This is a genomic window from Couchioplanes caeruleus, assembly GCF_023499255.1.
GTDB classification, from domain to species: domain Bacteria; phylum Actinomycetota; class Actinomycetes; order Mycobacteriales; family Micromonosporaceae; genus Actinoplanes; species Actinoplanes caeruleus_A.
On the sequence record NZ_CP092183.1, the window covers coordinates 5,003,047 to 5,027,811 of the forward strand.

Consider the following 24,765-nt stretch of genomic DNA (forward strand, 5'->3'; position numbering starts at 1 on the left):
CTACCGGGCCGGAACCCGCTGTGGTCGGGGGGCGCTCACCTGATACGCCTCGGACGACAGGTAGACGGTCATGCCGGGGCGCGGGGCACCGAGCCGCAGCGACACGTGGGCGAGCAGGCCGGCGCCGTCGGCGAGCGGGCGGGACGTGACGGCTGCGATCACGCGGTCCAGGTCGGCCGGGTCGAAGCCGTGCCGGTCCATCAACCCGCGGATCCGGTCGCGGGCCTGCTCGTCGTCGCAGACGTAACTGCGGATCGGCACGTACACGCTGTATCCGATGGGCCGGTCCGCGCCCGCCGCGTACGTGAAGCTGCTGATGATCGGGCGGCCGGTGTACGGGCCGGGCCCGGCGGCGTGCCGGCAGAAGCCGGTGACGGCGTCGGTGTCGACGCCGGGCACCATCGCGGCGGCGCGGGCCACGTCGGCCAGGTCGGCGTCGTGCTGGGAGACGTAGAGCTTGATCCGGGCGCTGTCCGCGTCGTGCAGGTCCAGCGCGAAGAAGGTGAGCCGGTCGGCGGCGCCGACCTCGCCGGGCCGCAGCCCGCGCGTCCGCACCGCCCGGTGCGCGGGGGCGGCCCCGAGCCGGCCGAGCGCCTCGGTGACGAGCTCGTCGGCGGTCGCCACGCCGCGGATCTCGGGGTTCAGGTACACCTTGAACTCGGGGGTGCGGCGCAGGATGAGCGAGTGCCACATGCCGAAGAGGCCCTGCGGGCGGTCGGTGTCGAACAGGTCGAGCACCCGGTCGAGCCGCGCCGTGGTCAGCCGGTGCCGGCGCGTCTGCCGGTGCAGGAACGCGAGCGCGGAGGACAGCTCGGCCGGGCGGCTCAGGTCGGCCACCGCGGACTCGGCGAGGATGCGCAGCGTGGGGCGCCCGTGGCGGTGGAACGCCACGGAGAACTCGATCGGGGTGTGGTCGTCGGCGATGTCCGAGGGCCACGCGGGGCCGGCGTCGAGCGGGCGGGGACCGGCGGGGCCGAGCAGGTCGGCGACGAGCTGTGCCGACATCGCCGGGTCGGCCCCGGTCACCCGGCAGAGCCGGGTCAGCTGGTCGCGGACGTGGCTGACGAGGGACGTGACCGGCACGTGACCCTCCACTGAGGACGCGATCACGTGATCATTTAATCAGCAGACGTCGATAATTCCACAATCTGTCTGACCATCTTTAACTGTGGCCTACGTCACTGACCGGTCCGGCCGTCGATGCACTCGCGCAGCAGATCGGCGTGGCCGCAGTGGCGGGCGTACTCCTCGACCATGTGGATGAGCACGTCGCGCACGGTGGTCTCCTCGCCGTGCCGGGTCAGCACCGTGGCGCCGAGGTCGGTCGCGCCGTCCAGCCACCGATCGGCAGCGGCTGTCCGCTCCTTCCACGTGGCGAACGCGTCCGCGGCCACCGCGGCGTCACCGGCCGCGCCGTCGAAGTCGAGGTCCTTGTGCCCGTCCGACCAGTACGGCGGCACGGCATCGCGCCGCCCCTGCAGGCACTGCTCGAACCAGATGTGCTCCACCCGGGCCATGTGCCGGACCAGCCCGAGCAGGCTCATCGTGGACGGCGGCACCGACCGGGCCGCGAGCTGCTCCGGCGACAGCCCGCCGCACTTCAGCTCCAGGGTGAGCCGGTAGTGGGTCAGGTACTCCCGGATGGTGGCCAGCTCACCGACCGGCTTGCCCGCCACCCGCGGGTCCTCGCCCTGCGGCGCCCACATGCCGTTGTGCCCCACCACGTGCTCACTCGTCATGATTCCCACCCTAGATACAGCGGGGGCCACGGCACACGCCGCGGCCCCCGGGGCCGGTCAGCGGGTGGCCGGGGTGACGCCGAAGTCCCGCCACGCCGTGCCGTAGTCCTGGAAGCCCAGCCGGGCGCCGGCGGTCCGCGTCACCGTGCCCTTCGCGACGATCTTGCCGCTGCCGGAGATCGAGTAGACCGGCCCGCCGCTGTCACCCGGGCGGGCCGCCGGCTGCCCCTCGGTCTGCTCGGCCTCCACGAGGTCCTCCCGGTCCGCGTAGAAGAACAGCACCTTCAGGTTGCACACCGGCCGGCCCAGCTCCCGCGAGCTGGAGACGCCCGACTGGCACAGGTACTCGCCGACGAACGTCCAGCCCCAGCCCTCCACCAGGCCGACCAGGTTGTCGTCCGGGGTACCGATGTAGACGTACCCGTCGACGGCCGAGGTGGGCACCAGCTCGACGTCGTGGTCCTGCTGCCGCGGCCCGACGTTGCCGACGAACTCGCCCCGGGCGTCCTGGAAGCGGTCGCCGCCCTGCCCGCAGTGCGCGGCCGTGAGGAGGTAGCCGGCCGAGCCGTTGCGCACCCCGAAGCCCGACGTGCAGGCGGTCGACCGGGTGGTGTTGACGATCGTGGCGCCGCCCTTCCAGGGCGACCAGTCGTCGTCGCGGCTGGTCGGCTGCAACGCGGGCTCGTGCACCACGGTGACGGGCACGCCGGCGGCCGCGCGAACGCCCGCCGCGCCCGCCGCGCCCGGCGGCGCCGAGACGACGAGACCGCTGCCGTCGCCCTTCAGCTTGACCGCCTGGACCGGCAGGCCGGGATTGCCGGCCCGGACGGCGGCCGCGGCCGCCCGCAACTCACCCAGCGAGTGCGCGGCGCTTTTCACAAGTACGGGCGCAGTGCGCGAAGCGTTCGCCACGGCCTGACGCATCGACGGAGGAACGACACCCTTCCACCACAACGCCACCGCGGAATCCTCGAGCGTGATGCCCGCGTACCCGGAATGGCCCCGCCGCTCGACCTCCCAGCGCAGCACGGACGCGGCCGCGACCAGAGGCCGTTGCCGCTCGATGCGCGCCCGGTCGGCGGCCGGCAGCACGCTGAGCGCATTCACCACCGACTCCCGCCCGGCAGCCGGCGCGGCGCCCGGCGCGGTCCCGGCAGTTCCGACGGCTCCCGCGGCCTCGGCGGCTCCCGCGACCTCGGCGGCTCCCGCGGCCTCGGCGGCTCCCGCGGCCTCGGCGGCCCGGGCGGTCCCGGTCGCCGCGCCGACGGGCGGCCCGGCAGAGGCGGGCGCCTGCAGGGCGGTGACGGACAGGGCGAGCGCGGCGGCCGCCACGGTCCAGCGGCGGCCTTGTGACAACGATGTCATGCGATCAGAGCTCCCTCGGTGACGGATGTCGCCTGATGGATGAACACGATCGACAGATCGATGGTTATCGATAGTAAACTTTCTATTACGAGCCCGCCACTACCGCTATTCACATTCCTCGTCGTCGTCTCGCACCGCCGCCACGTCGTCCAGGAAGTCGCGGAACCCCGCCGGCCAGTGCGCGGGCGCGGGGAACAGGCCGGGCTGCGCGTCGAGGGCGAGACCGACCCGCACGAGCACCGCGGCGACCTCCGGCGGCACCGGCACCGTGTGCCGCTGCTCCAGCAGCAGCGACCGTTCGCGATCGCCGAGCGCGTCCCAGACGTCCACGAATCGATCGCACACGAGCCCACCGTAGAGCGCTGCGCCGCAGCTCACGGCCGGTTCGCCGACCGATCACCCCGGCGCCGTGCTCCGGCCGGGCAGAATCGGGGGATGTCTCGGATTCTTTCGCAGCGCGACCTCGAGTTCCTGCTCTACGAGTGGCTGGACGTCACGGCCCTGACCGCGCGCCCCCGGTTCGCCGAGCACTCGCGGGAGACCTTCGACGCGATGCTCGAGGTCTCCGCGCAGATCGCCGAGCGGGAGTTCGCCCCCCACAACCGGGCCGGCGACCTGCAGGAGCCGACCTTCGACGGGGAACGGGTGACCGTGATCCCCGAGGTGAAGGCCGCGCTGAAGGCGTTCAACGACTCCGGGCTGCTCGCCGGGGGCCTCGACGAGGAGCTGGGCGGCCTGCAGCTGCCGCACGCCGTGCTGCGGGCGTGCTTCGCCTGGTTCCAGGCCGCGAACATCGCCACGTCGGCGTACCCGATGCTCACCATGGCCAACGCCGGCCTGCTGCTCACGTACGCTAAGCAGGAGCACGTCGACGCCTTCGTCCGGCCGATGCTGGAGGGCCGGTTCACCGGCACGATGTGCCTGTCGGAGCCGCAGGCGGGATCGTCGCTGAGCGACGTGACGACCCGCGCGGTGCCGGCCGGCGACGGCGTGTACCGGCTGCACGGCAGCAAGATGTGGATCTCCGCGGGCGACCACGAGCTGAGCGAGACGATCGTGCACCTCGTGCTCGCCCGGGTGCAGGGCGCGCCCGCCGGCGTGAAAGGGCTGTCGCTGTTCATCGTGCCGAAGCACCTGCTCGGGCCGGACGGCTCCCCCGCCGAACGCAACGACGTGGTGCTGGCCGGGCTGAACCACAAGATGGGCTTCCGCGGGACGACCAACGCCGTGCTGTCCTTCGGCGACGGCACGTACGAGCCGCAGGGGGCGCCCGGCGCGGTCGGCTACCTGGTCGGCGAGGAGGGGCGCGGCCTCGCGTACATGTTCCACATGATGAACGAGGCGCGGATCGGCGTCGGGGCCGGCGCGGTCGCCCTCGGCTACACCGGCTACCTGCACGCGCTGGCGTACGCCCGAGAGCGGCTGCAGGGCCGCCCGGTGGCCGGCAAGGACCCGGCCGCGCCGCCGGTGCCCATCGTGCGGCACCCCGACGTACGCCGGATGCTGCTCGCCTCCAAGTCCTACGTGGAGGGTGGCCTGGCCCTCGTCCTGTACGCGGCGATGCTGGTCGACGACGACTCCCCCGAGGCGCCTCTGCTGCTGGACGTGCTCACGCCGATCGTGAAGGCGTGGCCGTCGCAGTGGTGCCTCAAGGCGAACGACCACGCGATCCAGGTGCACGGCGGCTACGGCTACACCCGCGAGTACCCGGTCGAGCAGTTCTACCGCGACAACCGGCTCAACCCCATCCACGAGGGCACCGACGGCATCCAGGCGCTGGACCTGCTCGGCCGCAAGGTCGTCATGCGGGGCGGCGCGGGCCTGACGCTGCTGCTGCGCACCATCGGCGCGACCACCGCCCGGGCGCCGGAGGAGCTGTCCGCGATGGCGTCGGCCCTGGACACGGCGTGCGCCCGGCTCGCCGAGGCGACGCGGAAGCTGTGGGCCGCCGGTGACCCGGACGCGGCGCTGGCCAACGCGACCGCGTACCTGGACACGGCCGGGCACATCGTGATCGCGTGGATGTGGCTGGAGCAGGCGATCGCCGCCGCCGGCAAGGAGGGTGCGTTCTACGACGGCAAGCGCCTCGCGGCCCGCTACTTCTTCACGCACGAGCTTCCGCGTACGGGGCCGTGGCTGGACCTGCTCGCCGGCGGCGACACGCTGCTCGCGGACCTGGACGACGCGGTCCTCTAGAGCAGGTTCCGCAGCACCGCGAGGTGGTCGTCGACGGTGCCGAACGAGACGATGCCGCTGCCCGCCCCGGCCAGTTCCCCGGCGGCGGGCAGCAGCTCGTCGTACAGCCGCGCGGCCGCCTCACGGTCACCCAGCTCGGCCACGGCCCGCGCGGCGAGGCAGAGCCGGGCTTCCCACAGCAGGTCGTGCGGGGACTCCGGCAGCTCCCGTACGGCCCGGGCGGCCTCGTCCCGGCGTCCCGCGGCGAGCAGGCGGCCCGGGCGCACCCACGGCTCGTACGGGCCCACGTCCCCGCCGTCGCGCCCGATCGACAGCAGGGCCAGCCCGAGCAGGCCGTCGCTCATCCCCGGCATGCCGCTGCCCGCAAGCCGCGCGCACGCCGTGCGGTACGCGTCCTCGACGGCACGGCCCGCCCCGACAGGACGGCCGGCCACGGCGGAACGGCCGGCCACGGCGAGGCGGAGGGCGGCGTACAGCTCGGTGAACACGCCGACCACGGGCAGCTCGTAGCGGCCCGCGAGCCGGTCGGCGGCCGCCGCGTGCCGGTCAGCCGCGTCGAACTCGCCTCGCGCGCAGGCCGCCTGCAGCCGGATCAGGTGCCCGAGCACCTCCACCGTCACCAGGTCGTGCTTCGCCGCCAGGTCGACGAGCTCGGCGCCGATCCGGTCGCGCTCCCCCGCCATCCCGGTACGGGCGAAGGCGTGCATGAACCGGGCGTTGAGCGCCAGCGCGAGCAGCCCGGGGTCGTCGAGCTCCCGGGCGATCGCCTCGGCCTCGGCGGCGGCCCGGCGCCCCCGCTCCCCGGTGTCCCCGCGCAGCTCGAGGGCGAGCGTCGACAGCAGCCGGCTCCGCAGCGGTGGCGCCGCGCCGGGAAGCACCCGCTCGGCGGCGGCGACGACCAGTCCGGCCAGCTCGTGGTCATCGTTGCGCGGCCAGATCGCCGGCACGTCGAAGCCGGTGAGCACGGCCGCGGTCAGCTCGGGGTCGCCGACGGCGGAGACAGCCGCGATCGCCTCGGCGCGCAGGGCCCGTGTCTCCGCCAGGTGACCGGTGACGGCCAGGTTGCGCCCCAGCCCGGCGAGCGCGGCCAGCCGTACGGCCGGATCGCCGCTGCCGGCGGCCAGCACCTGCCGCCACAGCCGGGCGGCCTCGTGCGGGTTGCTGCGGCGTTCCGCCTCCTCCGCGGCCGTACGGGCGTACCGCGCGGCCTTCGGCGCGGTGGCCCGGTTCCCGGCGAGCCCGAAGTGGTGGGCGAGCACGGCCGCATCGCCGGGCGCCAGGCGTTCGATGGCCGCCCCGGCCGCCGCGTGCCAGTGGGCACGGCGTACGGCGGACAGATCGTCGTAGACGGTGTCGCGTACCAGGATGTGCGCGAACCGCAGGCGCGGCCCGTCCTCGGTGAGGAAGCCGGCGGCGAGGGCGTCGTCCAGCGCGTCCACCACGTCGCCGGCCAGCGCGCCGAGCACCTCGGGGTCGACGTCGCGGCCCAGCACCGACGCCTGCCGCAGCACGTCGCGGGTGCGCCCGGGCAGCCGGGCGAGGCGGTGCCGGATGACGTCGCGGACGCCCGCCGGGATGTCGTCCAGGTCGGCGCCGTCGGCGTGCAGCCGGGCGAGTTCCCGCGCGAAGAAGGGGTTGCCGCCGCTGCGCCGGTGCACCGCCCGGGCCACGCCGGCGCCGGCGGGCCGGCCGAGCACCCCGGCCACCAGCTCGGTGACCTCCGGTTCGGTCAGCCCGCCCAGGTAGACCCGCACCGGCTCGGTACGCGCCCACCGCGCCAGCGCCGCGGTCAGCGCCGGCCCGATCTCCGTGGCCCGGTACGTCCCCAGCACCAGCACCCGCCCCGATCCGGCGTCCAGGGCGGTGAGCAGGTCCAGGCTGTCCGCGTCGGCCCGGTGCAGATCGTCGGCGACCAGCAGCACCGGCGAGCGGCCCGCGGCGGCGGCGACCCGGGCAGCGGCCTCGCGGCGGCGCCGCAACCGTGCGGCGGCCGGATCCTCCCCGGGCGCCGGTACGGTCTGCGGCGTCCACGGCCAGGCGACCGGGGCGCCGTCGTCCTCCGGACCGCGCCCCCACAGCACCACCCAGCCACGTCCGGCGAGCCGCGCGGCGACCGTCTCGGCGAGGGCGCTCTTGCCCGCACCGGGTTCCCCCGAGATCAGCGCCACGACGGGCTCGTCCCCGGCCGCGGCCCGGCCGGCAGCAGCCTCGAGGAGGTCCAGCTCGTGGGCCCGCCCCACGAAGGCCCGCCGCGCGGAAGTCCTCTCTGCGAAAGCCGGCCGCGTGGAGGGCCGCCCCGCGGAACGCGGCCCTCCGGAGGGCCGCTCCGCCAATGCCGGTCCCGCATCAGGGCGATCCAGGAAGGCGACCGAGACCTCGGGCGGCGATTCCAGGTGCGGCGCCTGCGCCAGGATGTCGGCCTCCAGCCGGCGCAGCCGCGGTCCCGGATCGACACCCAGCTCACCGACCAGTACGTCCCGGGCCCGGCGCAGCGCCGCGAGCGCCTCACCCTGCCTCCCCGCCCGGTACAGCGCGGTGGCCAGCAGGTGCCACGCGCCCTCCCGCAGCGGCGCCTGCGCGGTGTGCGCCTGCAGGTCCGACACCGCCTCGGCGGCGCGCCCCAGCTCCAGCAGGGCCTCCGCGCGTCGTTCCACGGCGAGCATCCGCAGCTCGTTCAAGCGGTCGATCTCCGCGCGCGCCCAGGGTTCGGCCTCGTACTCGGCGTACGCGGGCCCGCGCCACAGTGCGAGGGCGTCGTCGAGGCGGGTCAGGGCGTCGGCCGCGTGGCCGCCGGTACGGGTCACCGCCGCCTCGAACCGCCAGGCGTCCACCGCGTCCGGCGCGGCGGGCAGCGCGTACCCGGGCGGGGTGGTGATGAGCAGCTCGGCGGGCCGCCGCGGGGGCCGGCCGGGTTCGAGCGCCCGGCGCAGGTCGGCGACGAACGTCCGGATGGCGGCGACCGCGGCGTCCGGCGGCGTCTCCCACAGGTCTGCGACGAGCCGGTCCACGGGCACGACCCGGCCGCGGGCCACCAGCAGCCGGGCGAGCACCGCGCGCTGCCGGGCCCCGCCGAGCCCGACAGGCTCTCCCCCGGCGTCGGCGCCGATCGGCCCGAGCACCCGGAACGTCGTCACCCGGCCGGTCATGGCCACCCATCGCAGGCGGCACTCATCCGGCACTCATCCCGCGCTCATCGGCGCGGGTGAGGCTGGACGGCATGGACAGCATCACCGGATTCGACTACCAGGACGTCCCGGTCGCCGAGGGCGTCACCCTGCACACGGCCGTCGCGGGCAGCGGCACGCCGATCGTGCTCCTGCACGGCTTCCCACAGACCCACCTGATGTGGCGGCATGTCGCGGCCGACCTCGCCGCCGACCACACCGTCATCTGCCCTGACCTGCGGGGCTACGGCAGGAGCAGCAAACCCGCGGACCCCGGCGGTACGGCGTACGCGAAGCGCACGATGGCCGCCGACGTCGTGGCCGTGGCCCGCGCGCTGGGCCACGACCGGTTCGCGCTCGCCGGGCACGACCGGGGCGCGCTGGTCGCCTTCCGCGCCGGCCTGGACCACCCGGAGGCGGTGTCCCACCTGGCGCTGCTGGACATCGTCCCGACCCTGGACATGTGGGACGTGCTGCACGGCGTCTCCGCGTCGGTGGCGTTCCACCTGTACCTGATGGCCCAGCCGCCCGGCCTGCCGGAGGCCATGATCACCGGTGCCGCCGACGCGTTCTTCGGCCACTTCCTCGACGTGTGGACCAAGGACCCGGCCGCCCTCCCGCCTGCCGTACGACAGACCTACCTCGCGGCCTCGCGGGCGGCGATCCCGTCGATCGTCGCGGACTACCGGGCGTCGGCGGGCGTCGACATCGAGCACGACCGGGCCGACCGGGACGCCGGGCGGACGTTCGCGATGCCGGTGTCGGTGCTGCAGCAGGACTGGGGCGCCGCCCTCGGCTACGACGCCGCCGCGGTGTGGCGCGCCTGGGCCCCGGACCTGCAGCACGCCCTGGTGACCTGCGGGCATTTCATGGCCGAGGAGGCCCCGGCCGAGGTCGTCAAGGCGCTGCGCGCCCTGCTGGCCCGCTGACGCCGCGCGCCCGGTCAGCGTCCGGCGGCCGGGCCCGGTCAGCCGCTTCCGGTCAGCGGCGACGCGGCCGGCCGGCCGGCACGGTCAGCGCAGCCAGGGAACCGAGCGGTCGAGCAGTCCCCTTTCGCGCAATTCGCGGCGCAACGGGATGTCCTCATCGACGTAACCGTTCCATTTCACGCCCCAGTAATTGATCGTGCCGGGCGCTTCGCCGAGCAATTGCCGCTGCACCGGCGTCCGGTTGTGCCACCACGCGCTGCCGCGGTCGACCGGCATGTCGTCGAGCGGCCGGATCCACCGGTACGTATATCCGACGAAAAGTATCTTGCGGGTCACGGCGCTGGTGTTCGCCGACCGGGAATGCCACAACCGGCGATCGAAGATGAACGCGTCGCCCGGCGCGGCGGTGATCTCGACGGTGCCCAGCGGGTCGGGATTGTCGGCATGCGGGTCGGCGGGCCGCTCGAGGGTGTTGCGCAGGTGGCTGCCCGGGATGACCTTGGTGGCGCCGCGGCCGGTGCGCGACAGGTCGGAGAGCACGTAGCCGGCCTTGAGCGAGAACATCGGCCGCGGCAGGGTGGGGTCGACCGTCCCGGGGTCGGAGTTCTGCCGGTAGCCGTCCTGGTGCCAGCCCCAGGACGGCGGCTCCTCGGCCCGTGCCGGCGGGGTCACGTCCAGGTGGTTGTGGTGGCTGTAGATGTTCCAGCCGGCGATGCCCCAGATGTACGGGAACACCGCCGGGGCGGTGAGCAGCTCGCCGAACTCCTCGTCGCGGGGCAGGAAGCCGAGCAGGTGCAGCACGCCGTTGTCCCCGACCCGGCCGGCGGCCCGCTCCTCGGCGTACACGCGGTCGACGGCGGCCTCGAGGCGTTGCCGGCGTTCCTCGTCCAGCGCGCCGCGGACGAGCACGACGCCGCGTTCGAGGAATTCGGTGCGTTGCGCGGGCGTCAGCGGCTCGTACCCGCCGACCATTTCCTGGTGCACGGTGGATTGCATCGATGCCTCGTTTCAGCTCGGCTTTGTACCCATGACGCGAGCCGTGGCCATGCGCGTTGCCTGATTCGACGAATACCCCGGAGAAAATTCACGCCGCGATCGGGCCGACACCGGAAGTCAGTTAACATCGGGCGGTTCCGGACGTTATTGTCGGCGCATGGATTCGACGATCTTGCCGATTCCCGGCGTCGACGCCCCCGACCACCGCGGGCGCACCGGCCTCGACCGGGCGGGCCGTGATCTCACCGGCAACCCGGACGTGGTGGTGCGCGACGTGCAGTTGCTGGCCAGCGCGTGGCACGTGCTGCGCCGCACGACGTACGACTACCGCCACGCCGACGGCACCTGGACCACCGAGAACCGGGAGACGTACGACCGCGGCAACGGCGCGACGATCCTGCTGTACGACCGGGGCCGCAGAACCGTGCTGCTGGCCCGCCAGTTCCGCTACCCGGTGTACGTCAACGGGCACCCCGACGGCATGCTGCTGGAGTCCGCGGCCGGCCTGCTGGACGACGACGACCCCGAGACCGCGATCCGCCGGGAGGCGGGCGAGGAGCTCGGGGTCGAGGTCGGCCAGCTCGAGCACGTCTTCGACGTCTACATGAGCCCGGGCTCGGTCACGGAGCGGCTGCACTTCTACGCCGCGCCGTACACGCCGGAGAGCCGGGTCACCTCCGGCGGCGGGGTGGCCGCCGAGGGTGAGGACATCGGCGTGGTGGAGCTGCCGTTCGCCGAGGCCCTCGAGATGATCCACGACGGCCGGATCGCCGACGCCAAGACGGTGATGCTGCTGCAGTGGGCCGCCCTGCGCGGCCCGTTCGCCGGGTCCTGACGCCCGGGCGCCCGGGTCAGGCCGCCAGACCCCGCAACAGGGCGTCGACCAGCTTCTCGGCGTAGCCCTCCTCGGGCACGTTGGGGTTCCAGTGCAGCATGTTCTGCGCGATGCTCGGTCCCGAGATCATCAGCAGGGTCAGCTCGATGTCGAGGTCGGCACGCAGCTCGCCGGTCTCGATCCCGCGGCGCAGCACCTGACGCATGACCTCGCGGCGGGGCTCGGTGGCCGCCTGGTAGACCGCCTGCATCTCCGCGCTGCGGACCATCTCCGGCAGCAGGCAGGCGGTCACCTTGCTGTACCGCTCCATGCGCTTCTGGCGTCCCTGCATGACCAGCATGACGAGGTCCTCGCGGACCGACTTGCCCTCCGGCACCGGCAGCGGGCCCTTCATCCGGGCCACCGCGTCGGTGAACAGCGCGACCTTGTTGGGCCAGCGGCGGTAGATCGTCGCCTTGCCCACGCCCGCCTTCGCCGCCACCGCCTCGATGGAGATGGCGTCGGCGCTCTGCCCCTCGGCGAGCAGGGCGGTCACCGCCTCGAGGATGGCCTCATCGGCCCGGGCATCGCGGGGCCGGCCCGGAGCCTTGCGGCCCGGACCGGATCCCGCGTCAACGCTGACCGTCGTCATGCGCTCCATTGTTACCGAGCCTTCACCGTACGGCCACGACGGCCGTCACGCCTCGACCAGTTCCACACCCTGTTCCTCGGCGAGGGACTCCGCCGTGGTGGGCGCGGGAGCCGCGGCGGCCCGCTTGCCGGGCAGCCACAGCACGGCGACGAGCACCCCGAGGAGGGCGAACAGCGTCGTGCCCAGCGAGGCGTAGTGCATCGCGGAGATGAACGAGTCGTTGGCGGTCCGGATCAGCCCCGGCGCACCGGCACCGGCCTGGGCGGCCACCCCGTACGCCCCGGAGATGGACTCGTTCGCCACGTCCCGGGCGGCGGCCGGCAGGTTCGCCGTCGCGTCCGTCATGCCGTCGCGGTACACCGACGACAGCACGGCACCGAGCGCGGCGACGCCGAGCGCGCCACCGACCTGGCGGATCGTGTTGCTGACGGCCGAGCCGACGCCCGCCTTCTCGCGGGGCAGCGAGGCCATGATCGACTCGGTGGCCGGCGGCATGACGTTGGCCATGCCGACGCCCATCACGAAGAACAGCGCGCCGACGATCCAGATCGGCGTGTCCGCGCCGATCGCGAGCCACCCGGCCAGCGAGGCGGCGACCAGCAGCAGGCCGGCCGAGCCGACCACCTTGGGGCCGAACCGCTTGACCATGGCGGCGCTGCGGGGCGCGAAGACCATCTGCGCCACCGCGAACGGCACGAACAGCGCGCCCGAGGCGAGCGGGCCGTACCCGCGGACCAGCTGCAGGTAGAACGCGCTGAAGAACATCATGCCCATGGCCGCGAAGAAGACCAGGCCGATCATGCCGGTGGAGGCGGAGAACTGCCGGTTCGTGAACAGCCGTACGTCCAGCGAGGGGAACGGGATGCGGCGCTCGTACGCGATGAAGGCCGCGAGCACGACGGCGGCGCCGGCCAGCGAGCCCCACGACTGCGCCTGGCCGAAGCCGTTCTCGCCGCCCTCGATGACGCCGTACGTCAGCAGGGTCAGGCCGAGGATGGACAGCAGCACGCCGACGATGTCGATGCGGCCGGGCTTCGGGTCGCGCGACTCGGGCACCAGCACGCTGACCAGCACGATCCCGGCGATGACGACCGGAACGTTGATGAGGAAGACCGAGCCCCACCAGAAGTTCTCGAGCAGCAGGCCGCCGACGATCGGGCCGATGGCCACGGCGAGGCCCACGGCGCCGGCCCAGACGCCGATGGCGCGTCCGCGCTCGTGCGGCTCGAAGACGTTGGCGATGATGGACAGCGTGGCGGGCATGACGGCGGCGGCGCCCAGGCCCATCACGGCGCGGGCCGCGATCAGCTGGTCGGCGCTCCCCGCGTACGCCGACAGCAGCGAGGCCAGGCCGAAGAGCGCGAGCCCGACGGTCAGGGTGATCCGCCGGCCGAGCCGGTCGGCGAGGATGCCGGCGGTGAACAGCAGGCCGGCGAAGACGAGGGTGTACGAGTTGATGGCCCACTCGAGCTGACCCTGGCTGGCGCCGAGGCCGGCCTCCGGGTCCGCGATGGTGCGCAGGGCGACGTTCAGGACCGTGTTGTCGAGGACGACGACGAGCAGGCTGATGACGAGGACGCCGAGGATGGCCCAGCGTCGTGGATGCCCGGTGTGCGGTACGTCCATGGAGTGCTCTCCCGTGTGACGATCGGAGATTCGATACGGAACAGTTCCGTATCCAAGAGCGACCCTAGGCCGCCGGACACCGATACGGAACGGGCTCGTATCGTATTGTGGCCGTCCTCACGATCTTCCGGTGGCGGGAATAGCCGCCGGGCGGGCCGCGAGCGGCGCGAGCCCGGCCGCGACGACGAGCGACGCGACCGGCAGCAGGTCCAGGCTCACCGCGATCCCGGCGAACCCGGCGAGCACCAGCACCGGCGACCACACGGGCAGCCGCCGCGCCACGACCAGCAGCACCAGCAGCGTCAGGAGCCCGAGCTGGAACAGCGCCGGCCCGGCGGCCTCCAGCACCCCGGGCAGCGGCGCGGCGTCCCGGAACGCCGCGGACAGGTCCCCGGCGATCACCCACAGGAAGCACGCGGCGCCCACCATGACGGCGCCGGTGGCGACCCCCGCGAGCACCCCGCGCCCCGGGACCTGAGCGACGACGGACCGGCGCAGGCCGACGGCGAGCACGGCGAACAGCACGATCGCGAGGAAGAACGCGACGTGGCCGACGTTCCAGGCGGGACCGCCCTTGCGGTGCCCGTCCAGGCCGTCGATCCAGCGCAGGATGCCGTACGCGACCATGAGCGCGGGCGCCGTGACGGCGCAGAATCTCGTCATGCGGTGAGCCTCGCGGCTGCGCGCGGGCAGCCCATCAGGGATCACCCCCGCCTCCACCGGACCCAGGCCCCTAAGGGGCCCGGCCGGTTCGTGACGCTCACCGGCGCAGCTCGGCCACCCGGTCCAGCCGTTCCAGCTTGCGCGGGTTGCGGATCGCGTACACGCGGGTGATCCGTCCGTCCTCGACCACCACGCTGGCCGCGGTCGTCTCGCCGTTCACGTCGAACCGGACGCCGGGTGTCCCGTTCAGCCAGACCGCGCTCAGCGTGAAGCCGGGCACCTGCGAGACGTACGCCAGGAACGCCACCGCCTTGCCGGCCCCGACGATCGGCTTGCGCGCCGCCGCGACCAGGCCGCCGCCGTCGGTCGTCACCACGACGTCCGGGGCGAGCACCGCCATCAGGGCCCGGACGTCGCCCGTGGCGACGGCCGCCATGAAGCGCTCGACGACCGCCTGCTGCTCGGCGCGGTCCACCCGCATCCGGGGCCGCCGCGCCGCCACGTGGTCGCGGGCGCGGTGCGCGATCTGCCGCACGGCGGCCGGCGACTTGCCGACCGCCTCGGCGATCTCGTCGAACGGCGTCTCGAAGACCTCGCGCAGCACGAACACCGCCCGTTCGGCCGGGCCCAGCGTCTCCAGCACGGTCAGCATCGCGATGGAGACGTTCTCGGCGAGCTCGACGTCGTCGGCCACGTCCGGGGTGGTCAGCAACGGCTCGGGCAGCCACTGTCCGACGTACTCCTCGCGGCGGCGGGCCACCGTCCGGAGCCGGTTCAGCGCCTGCCGGGTCACCATCCGCACCAGGTACGCGCGCTCGTCGCGGACGTCGGCACGGTCCACGCCGGCCCACCGCAGCCACGTCTCCTGCACGACGTCCTCGGCGTCCGCGGCGGAACCGAGCATCTCGTACGCGACCGTGAACAGCAGGCCGCGGTGGTCGACGAACGGGTCGCCGCTCATGGGTGCGACGGTACGGCCAGCGGCGGCAGGTCGCAGGACGCCGAGAATTCCTGCGACTCCACGCCCAGCGCGGTGTTGGACCGGGTCATGAAGTTGGCGACCGCTATGGACGAGGTGAGCTCGACCAGGGCGGCCGGGCCGAGCGCCGCCAGCAGCCGCGCCGACATCTCGTCCGTCACGGCCGGCGGCGTCTGCGTCATCGCCTCGGCGTACGCCATGACGTCACGTTCCAGCGGCGTGAAGACGTCCGACTCCCGCCAGCGTGGCACCTCGCGCGCCTTGGCGACGTCCAGCCCCTCGTTGCGGGCCGTGAAGTAGCCGAGGTCGAGGCAGAAGCTGCAGCCCACGAGGCTCGCCACCGCCATGTGGGCGTACGACTTCAGGGAGGCGTCGCACCGGTCCCACTTCTGCACCGAGCGGCCCACCGTGAAGCTGAAGGCCAGCACCTTGCGGTTGTGCCACACCACGCCGACGGGCTCCGGGACCGCCCCGAACATCCGGCGCGACATCCGCTTCACGAGCGCCCCGTAGACGCCGGTCAGCTCCGCCTTCGGGATCCGCGTACCGCTCATGTCTGTCCTCCTGGTGATCTGCTCCGCATGCAGACACCGGCGGCGGCCCGGATGTGACATCCGGCCGGGGAAGTCAGCCGTGGCGGTGGTGTTTCTTCACGTACGTGTAGCCGGGCGCCAGCGGGCTGGGCTCGATCTGCTCCTCCTCGACGGCCCGCTCGTGCAGGGTGACCTGCTTCTCCGACGGCCGCGCGCCCAGCGGCAGCTTGCGGACGAAGCCGTGGACCAGGTGCTCGGCCCGCTCGGCGCCGTCGCCGTCCTCGTCCTCGCCCGGCCACGGGGCCGGCTCCACGAGCGGCGCGTAGAACAGCATCTGCGCTGCCTTCTGGCCCTCGACGGCCGGGTACGAGGGGTAGCCGGCCGAGGTGACGCTGCCCTCGACGCGGGTGAGGTAGCCCTCGCGGATCAACTGGTCGACGGCGTTGCGCAGCAGGAACGCGCCCTTGGCGCCGCGGCCCAGCCCGCAGTGCCCGGCCAGCTCGGACTCCGGGAGCACGGCGCTGCCGTCGTCGAAGACCCGGCCCTGGCGGCGTACGGCCCGCAGCACCCGGCCTCGGTTGGACGGGTCGGGGGCGAGCTCCCGGGTGACCACCTTGGGGTCGTACTCGTGGTAGTACGCGATCCCGTCGACGCTCATCGGCTCGTCCAGCGCCGCCGCCCGTACGACGACCTCGTCCCGCGCCGCCTGCCACGTCACGGTGACGAGCACCCCGGGCCGCAGGTCACCCGGCCAGGCCACGCCGGCGAACTGCCATTCGACGTCCTGCCGCAGCGTGGTCTCGAACACATGCCGCACAGGCGTGAGGCCGTGCTCGCGGTACTCCAGGACCACCGGCACGACCGGGCGGTCGCGCAGCGCCTCGACGCACTCCTCCGGGGCGGCGCACACGGCGCCCTCGAGGTCGGCCCGCCACAGGGCGAACCGCCGGGTCGCCGTTCTCATGGGAAGACCCTACCGGCGAGGTGCGGCGAGGGTGACGATCTCGCCGCTGAGGCGGGCACGCTCGGCCGCCCACACCACGCGGTGCGTCGCCAGGCTCTGCACCGCGTCCGAGGTGATCAGCGACGGGTCGCCCGCCTCGACCGCGGCGAGGAACGCCTCGGTCAGGCCCTCGTCGCCGCCGCCGTGGCCGCCCGCCGCGGACGGGCCGCCCAGCGCCGCCGAGTCGAGCGTCTGCTCGCAGCCGGTACGGAAGTCGACGTGGCGGACCGTACGGCCGTCGCCCTCGAGGTAGCCGTGGGTGCCCATCAGCCGGGTCCGCCGGTGTTCCATCGGGGTGAACGCGCTCATGGTGAAGGTGCCGGTGGCGCCGTCGGCGTACTCCATGGTGACGACCTGGTGGTCGACCACGTCGTTGTCGCAGGCGTACACGCAGCGTCCGTACGGCCCGGTCCGCAGCGCCTCGGTCAGCGCCGGCGCGCTCGCCTGCGCGGTGACCGCGCCGAGCGGCCAGAAGTGCTGGTCAGGGTCGGCGAGCGCGGCGAAGTAGAGGCGCTTCGCCGAGTACGGGCAGTCCGGCTCGACCGGGCAGTCGAGGCAGCGGTCGGCGGCACCCTCGGGGCGGTCGGCGGCCCGGAAATGGGTGAGGCCGCCGAAGGAGGCGATCCGGGCCGGGACGCGGCCGGTCACGTGCACCAGCCAGTCGAGGTCGTGGCAGCTCTTGGTGAGCAGCATCGGCCCGGACGTGTCGGTGCGCCGCCAGTGGCCCCGCACGAACGAGTGGGCCTGGTGCCACCAGCCGACGGGTTCGAGGTGGTCGAAGCTGACCAGCCGCCCGATGCGGCCCTCGTCGACAAGACCCTTCACCAGCTTCGTGTACGCCGTGTAGCGCAGCACATGGCACACGGCCAGGATCACGCCGTACCGGACGGCCGCATCCGCGATGGCGCTCGCCTCCTCGTCGGTCGGCGCCATCGGCTTCTCCAGCAGGAGGTGGTAGCCCAGCTCGGCGAGCCGTACGGCCGGGCCCGCGTGCAGCCGGTCCTGGGTCGCGACGATCGCGGCGTCCGCGAGCCGGCCCTGAGCCAGCCCGGTCCAGTCGGTGTGGACGTTCGCCGGGTCGACACCGAACTCGGCGGCGGCGCTCTCCCGCCGGTGCGGGTCCGGCTCGGCGACCGCGACGACGCGGGCACGGCCGGTGGCGACGGCGTGCCGGGCGTACGTCTGCCCGCGCAGCCCGGCGCCGACGAGCGCCAGCGTCACGGGCACGGCACGGGCTCCCCGAGCAGGCGCAGCGCCGAGGCCACGGTGTCGGTCATCGCGTCGCGCGCCGACGCCAGGTAGCGCCGCGGGTCGACCAGCGTGGCGTTGCTGCCGAGGCTCTCCCGGACGGCCGTGGTGAAGGCGCTGTTCAGCGCGGTGCCGATGTTGACTTTGACCATGCCCCCGCGGACCGCGGCGGCCAGCTCGTCGTCCGGCACGCCGGAGGAGCCGTGCAGCACGAGCGGCACGGGCACCGCCTCGCGCAGCCGGGCGATGAGCTCGTGGTCGAGGCGGGCGGTCCGGGTGTGCATGGCGTGCGACGAGCCGACGGCCACCGCCAGGGCGTCCACCCCGGTGGCGGCTACGTACGCGGCCGCGTCGCCGGGGTCGGTGCGCACGCCGGGCGCGTGGGCGCCGTCCTTGCCGCCGATCTCGCCCAGCTCGCTCTCGACCCAGAGTCCCTGGGCGTGCCCGCGGCGTACGGCCGCGGCGGTACGGGCCACGTTGTCATCGTAGGAGCGCTTCGACGCGTCGTACATGACCGAGCCGAACCCGCACGCCGCCGCCTGGTCGAACAGCTCGTCGCTCTCCACGTGGTCCAGGTGCAGCGCCACGGTGACCGCCGAGGCGTCGGCGATGCACCGGGTGGCGGCCGCGATCGGGGCGAGCCGGCCGTGGTGGAAGCGCACCGCGTTCTCGCTGATCTGCAGGATGACGGGCCGCCCGGCGCGCTCCGCACCGGCGACGATGGCCTCGGCGTGCTCGACGGTGATGACGTTGAACGCCCCCACCGCGACGCCGGCGGCGCGGGCCGCGGCGACGATCTCCCCGGTCGGTGTGAACACGCAGAACTCCTCTCAGCCCGCGAGGGCGGTGACGGTGACGGCGGGGCGGAACCGGCGGTACGCGTCCGCGTCGACGGTCCCGGCCACGGGCGCGCTGACGGCCGCCGCGGACAGGGCCACCGCGTCGGCCAGCAGGCCCGGCCAGGCGGTGCCGTCGCGCAGGCCCCGGGCGAGCGCCGCCACACAGGCGTCGCCCGCTCCGGTCGGGTTGCCGATGACGGGTTCCGGCGGGACCGCCTGCCAGGCGTCGTCGCCGGCGAGGGCGAGCAGGCCCTCCGGACCGCGCGAGACCACGACGGACCGGGCGCCACGGGCGAGCACGTCGGCCGGGCGCGCGTCCGGCGCCAGGGACGCCAGCTCGGCGGCGTTGGGTTTGGCGAGGTCGGGTCCGGCGGCCAGCCCGTGCCGCAACGCCTCGCCGCCGGCGTCCAGCACGACCGGCACCCCCGCGTCCCGGGCGAGCCGGATGAGGACCGCGTACCCGTCCCGGGGGACGCCCGGCGGCAGCGAGCCGCTCAGCGTGAGCACGTCCGCGCCGGCGAGCAGGTCGCGTACGTGGGCCAGCAGGCTCTGCCACTCCGCAGCGGTGACCGGCGGACCGGGCTCCCAGAAGCCGGTCGCGTCGTGGCGGTCGGCGACCGCGACGGTGCGCCGGGTCTCCCCCGCGATCGGCACGAACGACCCCGGTACGCCCACCCCGGCCAGCAGCTCGGTGACCCGCCGCCCGGTCGCGCCGCCGAGCAGCCCGGTGGCGAGCACCGGCTCGCCGAGCGCGTGCAGCACCCCGGCGACGTTGAGCCCCTTGCCGCCGGGGCGCTCGGCGACCGCCGCGACCCGGTGGGTGGCGTGCGGGACGAGCGCGTCCACCGTGTACGTGAGGTCGAGCGCCGGATTCAGCGTCACCGTGACGATCATGGAGCCCTCGCCCCCGGTTCGATCTGCCCCGCCTCGGGCGCCGGCCCTGGCGACCCGATCGCCGGACTGGGTACCGGCTGGGCTCGATCGCTGCCGCCGATTCAACTGATCGAACGAACACGTGTCAATAGCCGTTTGTGCGCGTATGGTGCTCCCGACCCCTTACAGGGCCCCGAAAAGCGCAAGTGAGCAATCTAGATTGTTCATATGGACAGGAGTAAGCGATGGACGTGCTCGTCGTCGGCGACGCCAACCCGGACCTCGTGCTGCGCGGCGACGTCCGTCCCCGCTTCGGCCAGGCCGAGCAGCTGCTCACCGGGGCCGACCTCGTCCTGGGCGGTTCGGCGGCCATCACGGCGGCCGGGTGCGCGCGGCTCGGGCTGCGGACCACGCTGCTGACCGCCCTGGGCGACGACGTCTTCGGGGCGGTGACGCGCGGCGCGCTCGAGGAGCGCGGCGTCAGCCTGCTGCTCGCCGACGCGGCACCGGGCACGCCGACCGGCCTCAGCGTCATCCTGTCCCCCGCGGACCAGGACCGGGCCATCCTGACGCTGCCCGGCACGATCCCCACGCTGCGCCCGCAGGACGTGACCGACGCGCACCTCGCGGCCACCCGGCACGTGCACGTCGCGTCGCTCTACCTGCAGCCGGGGCTCGCCGCCGGGCTGGCCGGGGTCTTCGCCCGGGCCCGCGCCGCCGGCGTCGGCACGTCGCTGGACACCAACTGGGACCCCGCCGGGAAGTGGGAGTCGATCGCCGACATCCTGGCGTACACCGACGTGTTCCTGCCGAACGCCAACGAGCTGCGCGCGGTGACCGGCGAGTCCGATCTGGACGCCGCCGCCGCCATGCTGACCGCGACCGGCACGACCGTGGTGATGAAGAACGGGGCGGCGGGCGCGCGGGCCTGGGGACCGGACGGCGGGTGCTCGGCTCCCGGCCGTACCGTCGACGTGGTCGACACGACCGGCGCGGGCGACAGTTTCAACGCCGGTTTCCTGGCCGCCCGCCTCGTCGGGCGGCCGCTGGCCGAGGCGATCGCCTGGGCGGCGGCGGCCGGGTCGCTGAGCACCCGGGCGGCCGGCGGCACCGCGGCCCAGGCCACCCGGGAGGAGCTCAGCCCTTCAGGCCGGTGAAGGTCATCGTCGCGATGAACCGCCGCTGGGCGACCAGGAACGCGACGATGAGCGGCATCGTCGCGATGACGTTGCCGGCCATCAGCTGCGACCATTCCGTACGCCGGGTGCCCTGGAAGCTGGCGAGCCCGACCTGCAGCGTGTACTTCGTGTCGTCGGAGATCGCGACCAGCGGCCACAGCAGGTCGTTCCAGCTGGACAGCAGGGTGAACACGGCCAGGGTGGCCAGCGCCGGGCGGGCCAGCGGCAGCACCACGCTGACGAAGGTGCGCAGCGCGCCGCACCCGTCCAGCCGCGCCGCCTCCTCCAGCTCGACGGGCAGGCCGAGGAAGAACTGGCGCATAAGGAAGATGCCGAACGCCGAGGCGAGCCACGGCACGAACGCCGCCGCGAGGGTGTCGACGATCCCGGCGCGGGCGAACATCAGGTACGTCGGGATCATCAGCAGCTGGATCGGGATCATCACCGTCGCCACGATGGCCAGGAACGCCACGCCGCGCCCGGCGAACTTGAGCCGCGCGAAGCCGTAGCCCGCCAGCGAGCAGAGCACGAGGTGCGACACCACCGCGATCGCCGAGACCAGCACGGTGTTGGCGAACCAGCGCACGATGTGCGACTCGGCCAGCAGCGTGCGGTAGCCCTCGAGGTGGATGCTGGTCGGGATGAACCTCGGCGGGAACTGGTTGATCTCCTGCGTGGTCATGAACGACGTCAGGACCATCTGCACCAGCGGCAGCACGAAGATCAGCGCGAGCGGCATGAGCAGCAGGTGCCAGGGGCTGAAGGGCAGGCGGCGGCGCATCAGAACGCCTCCGATCCGGACCGGCGGCTGTACCAGATGACCCCGAGGGTCAGCAGCATCGTCACCGCGAACAGCAGGTATGCCACGGCCGCGCCGTACCCGAGCCGCTGCGTCTGGAAGGCCAGCTCGTAGATGTAGTAGACGACGGTCTGGGTGCTGTTCATCGGCCCGCCGCGGGTCGTGGTGTAGATGAGGTCGAACAGCTGCATCGCCGTGATCGTCTGCCAGATCGCGGTGAACACGGTGACCGGGCGCAGCTCCGGCAGGGTGATGTGCCGGAACACCCGCCACCGGCTCGCGCCGTCGACCACCGCGGCCTCGACCAGCTCCTTCGGGATGTCCTGCAGCGCGGCCAGGTACACGACCGCGCAGAAGCCCACCTCGCCCCACAGCGCGATGAGGCAGATGACCAGCAGCGCCTGCGCCGGGTTCTCCAGGAACTGCTGGGCGGGCAGCCCGAGCCGGCGCAACGCCTCGTTGGCCGCGCCGAACTGCGGGTTGAACACGAAGCTCGCCAGGATTCCGGTCGCCGCGGCCGAGGCCACGTACGGCACGAAGATGCAGGTCCGGTAGAAACCGATGAGCCGGATCTTCTGGTTCAGCGCGACCGCGATGAGCATGCCCAGCAGGATCGAGCCCGGGACGAACAGCACGGTCAGCACCAGCGTGTGCTGGGCCGCCGCGGCCGCGTCCGGGTCCTGCACGATCCGCTCGTAGTTGCGCCACCCCACGCCGGTCGCCGGGGCGATGCCGTTCCACTTCGTCCGGGAGATGAAGAACGCCCACACGGCCGGGAACAGCGACAGGCCGACCACGAGCAGCGTCGCCGGGCCCGCGAAGCCCCAGCCGGTGAGGTTGCGGCGCAGCGCCCGGCCGCGCCGGCCCCGCGCCCGGGGCGCGACGTCCTGATGCGTACGCGGTGTCGCCGCGAACGTGAGCGCCATCAGTCCTCCAGCGCGCCGGCGGACTTCTGGGCGGCCTGGTCGAGCGCCTCCTTCGGGCTGGCCGCGCCCTGCAGGACCTTGGCGATCGCGTCGCCGACGTTGCGGCTCATCGCCTCGTACCCGGGCAGCGTGGGGCGCGCCTGCTTGGCGTTGGCCAGGTTGTCGAAGAACTTCTGCCCGCCCGGGTACTCCTTGACGTACGCGGCGAACTCGGGGGTGTCCTTCTCGCTGGAGCGCAGCGGCAGGTTGCCGACCGCGAGGTTCCACTTGGCGTCGGTCTGCGCGCTGGTGAGCCACTTGACGAAGTCGCGCGCGGCGCCGGCCCGGTTGGCGTCGTCGTGGTCGAACAGCACCCACAGGTCGGGGCCGGAGACGGTCTGGTGGTCGCCGTTCACGCCGGGCAGGAACGCGACCCCGTAGTCGAGCTTGGCGGTCTTGATGTCCAGCAGCGACCACGGGCCGGACAGCATCATGGCGACGTGCCCGCTGTTGAACAGCGGGCCGTACTTCTCGTCGGTCTGGTCGAGGTACATGGACTTGTCGTCGACCGCCATCACGCGCAGCGTCTCGAGCGCCTTGACGCCGGCGTCGGAGTTGAAGGCCGGCTTGGTGCCGTCGAGGATCTTCCCGCCGTTCTGCCAGAGCAGCGGCCACAGGTGCCAGGTGGTGTCCTCGCTGCCGGAGACCGAGTACGCGGTCCCGTACGTGTTGGTCGCCGGGTCGGTGAGCTTCTTCGCCGCCGCCCGGAAGTCCTCCCACGACCATGTGTCCGTCGGGTGATCCACACCCTTGGCGTCGAAGAGCTTCTTGTTGTAGATCAGCGCCAGGTTGTCCACGAGCGCCGGTACCCCGATCACCTTGCCGTCGGCGGTGGCGACCGTGCGGGCCGCCTCCGGCATCTCGGTCCAGCCGAACGACGGGTCGTTGACGTACGAGGTCAGGTCCTGGGTGCGCCCGCTCGCCCCGAGGTCGCCGGCCCAGTTGCCGAAGGCGTACGAGATGTCCGGGTAGTTGCCGCCCGCGAAGCCGGCGGAGAGCTTGGTGAGCAGCTCGTCGGTGGTCCCGGCGCCCGCCGAGGTCTTGATGGTCACGTTCGGGTGCGCGGCGTGGTAGTCGGCGGCGAGCCGCTCGGCGACCTGTTCGGCCTCCGAGGTCTGGCCGGTCCACCACGTGAGGGTCACGGTCGCCGCGGGGTCGTAGCCCTTCGCCGCGTCGCCGTCGTCCTTGGTGCCGCCGGTGCAGGCGGCCAGGAGCAGGGCCGTGCCGGTCACGGCCAGCAGCCGGGTCCGCCGGCCGCGCCTGGAAGTGATCATCACTCGAGAACCTCGATCTCCTGGGGAAGGGATGGGTTGTCAGGCCGCGTCCAGCACGACCGAGCGGGTCAGCAGACGGGGACGGTCGGGGTCGAGGCCGCGGTGCGCGGCCAGGGCGAGCGCGAAGCGCTGGGCGAGCACCAGCTGGGCGAGCGGGTCGCGGTCGTCGCGGTAGGTCGTCGCGCCGGCCGCGCGGCCGGCGTCGTCGAGCCCGGCGGGCACGCCGCCGAAGAAGAAAATCAGGCTGCGGCTGCCCGCGACGGCGACGGGCCCGTGCCGGAAGTCCATGGCCGGGTACGACTCGGAGTACGCCTGGGCCGCCTCCCGGACCTTGAGCGCCGCCTCGTGGGCGAGCCCGACGGTCCAGCCCGTCCCGAGGAACACCAGGTGCTCGACGCCGGCCGGGTCGGCGGGCAGCGGCGCGGCGAGCGCGGCGCGGCCGTGGCCGGCCAGATGGCTCAGGTCCTCGCCGAACGCGGCGCGCGCCACGGCAAGGACGGTCGTGGGGAAGCGGGTCTGCACCACGCTGCGCTCGTCGGCGAAGTCCAGCAGCAGCCGGGACTCCGCCAGGTCGTCCACCGGCATCCCGTCGACCGCGGTGACCGCGACCCGGTGGGTGCCGGCGGGCACCTGGCGCAGCGCGTCGAGCACCTCGGTGGAGGTGCCGGAGCGCGAGACGGCGACGACCCGGTCGTAGCGGCGCCGCGGCCGGTACTCCGAGGCGCACACCGCGTCGGTCTCACCGAGCCCGGCACTCTCGCGCAGTTCGGCGATGCTCTGGGCGACGAACCAGGACGTGCCGCAGCCCAGCAACAGCACCCGTTCGCCGGGGGCGGCCAGCAGGTTGCGGGCCTCGTCGGTGAGTTGCAGGCCCCGTTCCCAGACGGCGGGCTGGCTGGCGATCTCCTCGGACGTGTCGTTCATGGTCGA

Annotated in this window: 23 protein-coding genes; 4 read left to right on the forward strand and 19 right to left on the reverse strand. The window is 73.5% G+C overall.

What is annotated here, in order from left to right:
* The 4 genes from COUCH_RS23200 to COUCH_RS23215 form a co-directional block, all read right to left on the reverse strand.
* Entirely contained in the window at window positions 1-1,083 is a 1,083-nt protein-coding gene (locus tag COUCH_RS23200) for a tryptophan dimethylallyltransferase family protein (protein ID WP_249607291.1), read from the reverse strand.
* A 95-nt stretch (window positions 1,084-1,178) separates the two neighbouring features.
* Window positions 1,179-1,739, reverse strand: coding sequence for a DinB family protein (locus COUCH_RS23205; protein ID WP_249607292.1), 561 nt, complete (start codon window positions 1,737-1,739; stop codon window positions 1,179-1,181).
* Between the two features lie 57 nt (window positions 1,740-1,796).
* On the reverse strand, window positions 1,797-3,104 hold the full coding sequence (locus COUCH_RS23210; RefSeq protein WP_249607293.1) for a S1 family peptidase: 1,308 nt from the start codon (window positions 3,102-3,104) through the stop codon (window positions 1,797-1,799).
* 105 nt (window positions 3,105-3,209) lie between these two features.
* Window positions 3,210-3,449, reverse strand: coding sequence for a hypothetical protein (locus COUCH_RS23215; protein WP_249607294.1), 240 nt, complete (start codon window positions 3,447-3,449; stop codon window positions 3,210-3,212).
* A 90-nt stretch (window positions 3,450-3,539) separates the two neighbouring features.
* Between COUCH_RS23215 and COUCH_RS23220 the strand changes: the two genes are divergently transcribed.
* Entirely contained in the window at window positions 3,540-5,300 is a 1,761-nt protein-coding gene (locus COUCH_RS23220) for an acyl-CoA dehydrogenase (RefSeq protein WP_249607295.1), read from the forward strand.
* On the opposite strand, the gene COUCH_RS23225 is transcribed toward COUCH_RS23220, so the two are convergent.
* On the reverse strand, window positions 5,297-8,446 hold the full coding sequence (locus COUCH_RS23225) for a BTAD domain-containing putative transcriptional regulator (protein ID WP_249607296.1): 3,150 nt from the start codon (window positions 8,444-8,446) through the stop codon (window positions 5,297-5,299). The genes COUCH_RS23220 and COUCH_RS23225 overlap by 4 nt on opposite strands.
* Window positions 8,447-8,517: 71 nt before the next feature.
* Here COUCH_RS23225 and COUCH_RS23230 point away from each other — a divergent pair, with 71 nt between their 5' ends.
* Window positions 8,518-9,393: an alpha/beta fold hydrolase gene (locus COUCH_RS23230; RefSeq protein ID WP_249607297.1), complete on the forward strand. Its 876-nt coding sequence runs from the start codon at window positions 8,518-8,520 to the stop codon at window positions 9,391-9,393.
* An 84-nt stretch (window positions 9,394-9,477) separates the two neighbouring features.
* On the opposite strand, the gene COUCH_RS23235 is transcribed toward COUCH_RS23230, so the two are convergent.
* On the reverse strand, window positions 9,478-10,389 hold the full coding sequence (locus COUCH_RS23235) for a phytanoyl-CoA dioxygenase family protein (RefSeq protein ID WP_249607298.1): 912 nt from the start codon (window positions 10,387-10,389) through the stop codon (window positions 9,478-9,480).
* Between the two features lie 157 nt (window positions 10,390-10,546).
* Between COUCH_RS23235 and COUCH_RS23240 the strand changes: the two genes are divergently transcribed.
* Window positions 10,547-11,224, forward strand: a complete 678-nt coding sequence (locus tag COUCH_RS23240; protein ID WP_249607299.1) for an NUDIX domain-containing protein — start codon at window positions 10,547-10,549, stop codon at window positions 11,222-11,224.
* Between the two features lie 16 nt (window positions 11,225-11,240).
* Here COUCH_RS23240 and COUCH_RS23245 read toward each other — a convergent pair whose 3' ends face one another.
* The 9 genes from COUCH_RS23245 to COUCH_RS23285 form a co-directional block, all read right to left on the reverse strand.
* A complete protein-coding gene (locus COUCH_RS23245; protein ID WP_430640815.1) occupies window positions 11,241-11,855 on the reverse strand; it encodes a TetR/AcrR family transcriptional regulator in 615 nt (204 codons plus the stop codon).
* A 45-nt stretch (window positions 11,856-11,900) separates the two neighbouring features.
* On the reverse strand, window positions 11,901-13,481 hold the full coding sequence (locus tag COUCH_RS23250; RefSeq protein WP_249607301.1) for an MFS transporter: 1,581 nt from the start codon (window positions 13,479-13,481) through the stop codon (window positions 11,901-11,903).
* Between the two features lie 117 nt (window positions 13,482-13,598).
* On the reverse strand, window positions 13,599-14,144 hold the full coding sequence (locus tag COUCH_RS23255; protein ID WP_249607302.1) for a hypothetical protein: 546 nt from the start codon (window positions 14,142-14,144) through the stop codon (window positions 13,599-13,601).
* A gap of 97 nt (window positions 14,145-14,241) precedes the next feature.
* Window positions 14,242-15,105 carry an RNA polymerase sigma-70 factor gene (locus COUCH_RS23260; protein ID WP_249607303.1) on the reverse strand — a complete coding sequence of 288 codons (864 nt, stop codon included), beginning with the start codon at window positions 15,103-15,105 and terminating at the stop codon, window positions 14,242-14,244.
* Window positions 15,102-15,677, reverse strand: a complete 576-nt coding sequence (locus COUCH_RS23265; RefSeq protein WP_249607304.1) for a carboxymuconolactone decarboxylase family protein — start codon at window positions 15,675-15,677, stop codon at window positions 15,102-15,104. Before COUCH_RS23265 ends, COUCH_RS23260 begins: the two co-directional genes overlap by 4 nt.
* Window positions 15,678-15,750: 73 nt before the next feature.
* The gene (locus COUCH_RS23270) at window positions 15,751-16,620 is read right to left on the reverse strand and encodes a hypothetical protein (protein WP_249607305.1); all 870 of its coding nucleotides are present in this window, start codon (window positions 16,618-16,620) and stop codon (window positions 15,751-15,753) included.
* Between the two features lie 9 nt (window positions 16,621-16,629).
* The gene (locus COUCH_RS23275) at window positions 16,630-17,886 is read right to left on the reverse strand and encodes a Gfo/Idh/MocA family protein (protein ID WP_249607306.1); all 1,257 of its coding nucleotides are present in this window, start codon (window positions 17,884-17,886) and stop codon (window positions 16,630-16,632) included.
* Window positions 17,877-18,725: a class II fructose-bisphosphate aldolase gene (locus COUCH_RS23280; RefSeq protein ID WP_249607307.1), complete on the reverse strand. Its 849-nt coding sequence runs from the start codon at window positions 18,723-18,725 to the stop codon at window positions 17,877-17,879. Before COUCH_RS23280 ends, COUCH_RS23275 begins: the two co-directional genes overlap by 10 nt.
* 12 nt (window positions 18,726-18,737) lie before the next feature.
* Entirely contained in the window at window positions 18,738-19,628 is an 891-nt protein-coding gene (locus tag COUCH_RS23285; protein ID WP_249607308.1) for a 1-phosphofructokinase family hexose kinase, read from the reverse strand.
* A gap of 236 nt (window positions 19,629-19,864) precedes the next feature.
* Here COUCH_RS23285 and COUCH_RS23290 point away from each other — a divergent pair, with 236 nt between their 5' ends.
* Window positions 19,865-20,776 carry a carbohydrate kinase family protein gene (locus tag COUCH_RS23290; RefSeq protein WP_249607309.1) on the forward strand — a complete coding sequence of 304 codons (912 nt, stop codon included), beginning with the start codon at window positions 19,865-19,867 and terminating at the stop codon, window positions 20,774-20,776.
* On the opposite strand, the gene COUCH_RS23295 is transcribed toward COUCH_RS23290, so the two are convergent.
* From COUCH_RS23295 to COUCH_RS23310, 4 genes are read right to left on the reverse strand one after another with little or no spacing between them, the layout of a single operon-like run.
* Window positions 20,757-21,578 (reverse strand): carbohydrate ABC transporter permease, encoded by an 822-nt coding sequence (locus COUCH_RS23295; RefSeq protein WP_249607310.1) that lies wholly within the window; start codon window positions 21,576-21,578, stop codon window positions 20,757-20,759. The genes COUCH_RS23290 and COUCH_RS23295 overlap by 20 nt on opposite strands.
* A complete protein-coding gene (locus COUCH_RS23300) occupies window positions 21,578-22,522 on the reverse strand; it encodes a carbohydrate ABC transporter permease (protein ID WP_249607311.1) in 945 nt (314 codons plus the stop codon). Before COUCH_RS23300 ends, COUCH_RS23295 begins: the two co-directional genes overlap by 1 nt.
* The gene (locus COUCH_RS23305; protein WP_249607312.1) at window positions 22,522-23,835 is read right to left on the reverse strand and encodes an ABC transporter substrate-binding protein; all 1,314 of its coding nucleotides are present in this window, start codon (window positions 23,833-23,835) and stop codon (window positions 22,522-22,524) included. Before COUCH_RS23305 ends, COUCH_RS23300 begins: the two co-directional genes overlap by 1 nt.
* Before the next feature lie 39 nt (window positions 23,836-23,874).
* Window positions 23,875-24,759 (reverse strand): SIS domain-containing protein, encoded by an 885-nt coding sequence (locus COUCH_RS23310; protein ID WP_249607313.1) that lies wholly within the window; start codon window positions 24,757-24,759, stop codon window positions 23,875-23,877.
* Window positions 24,760-24,765 lie beyond the last annotated feature (6 nt).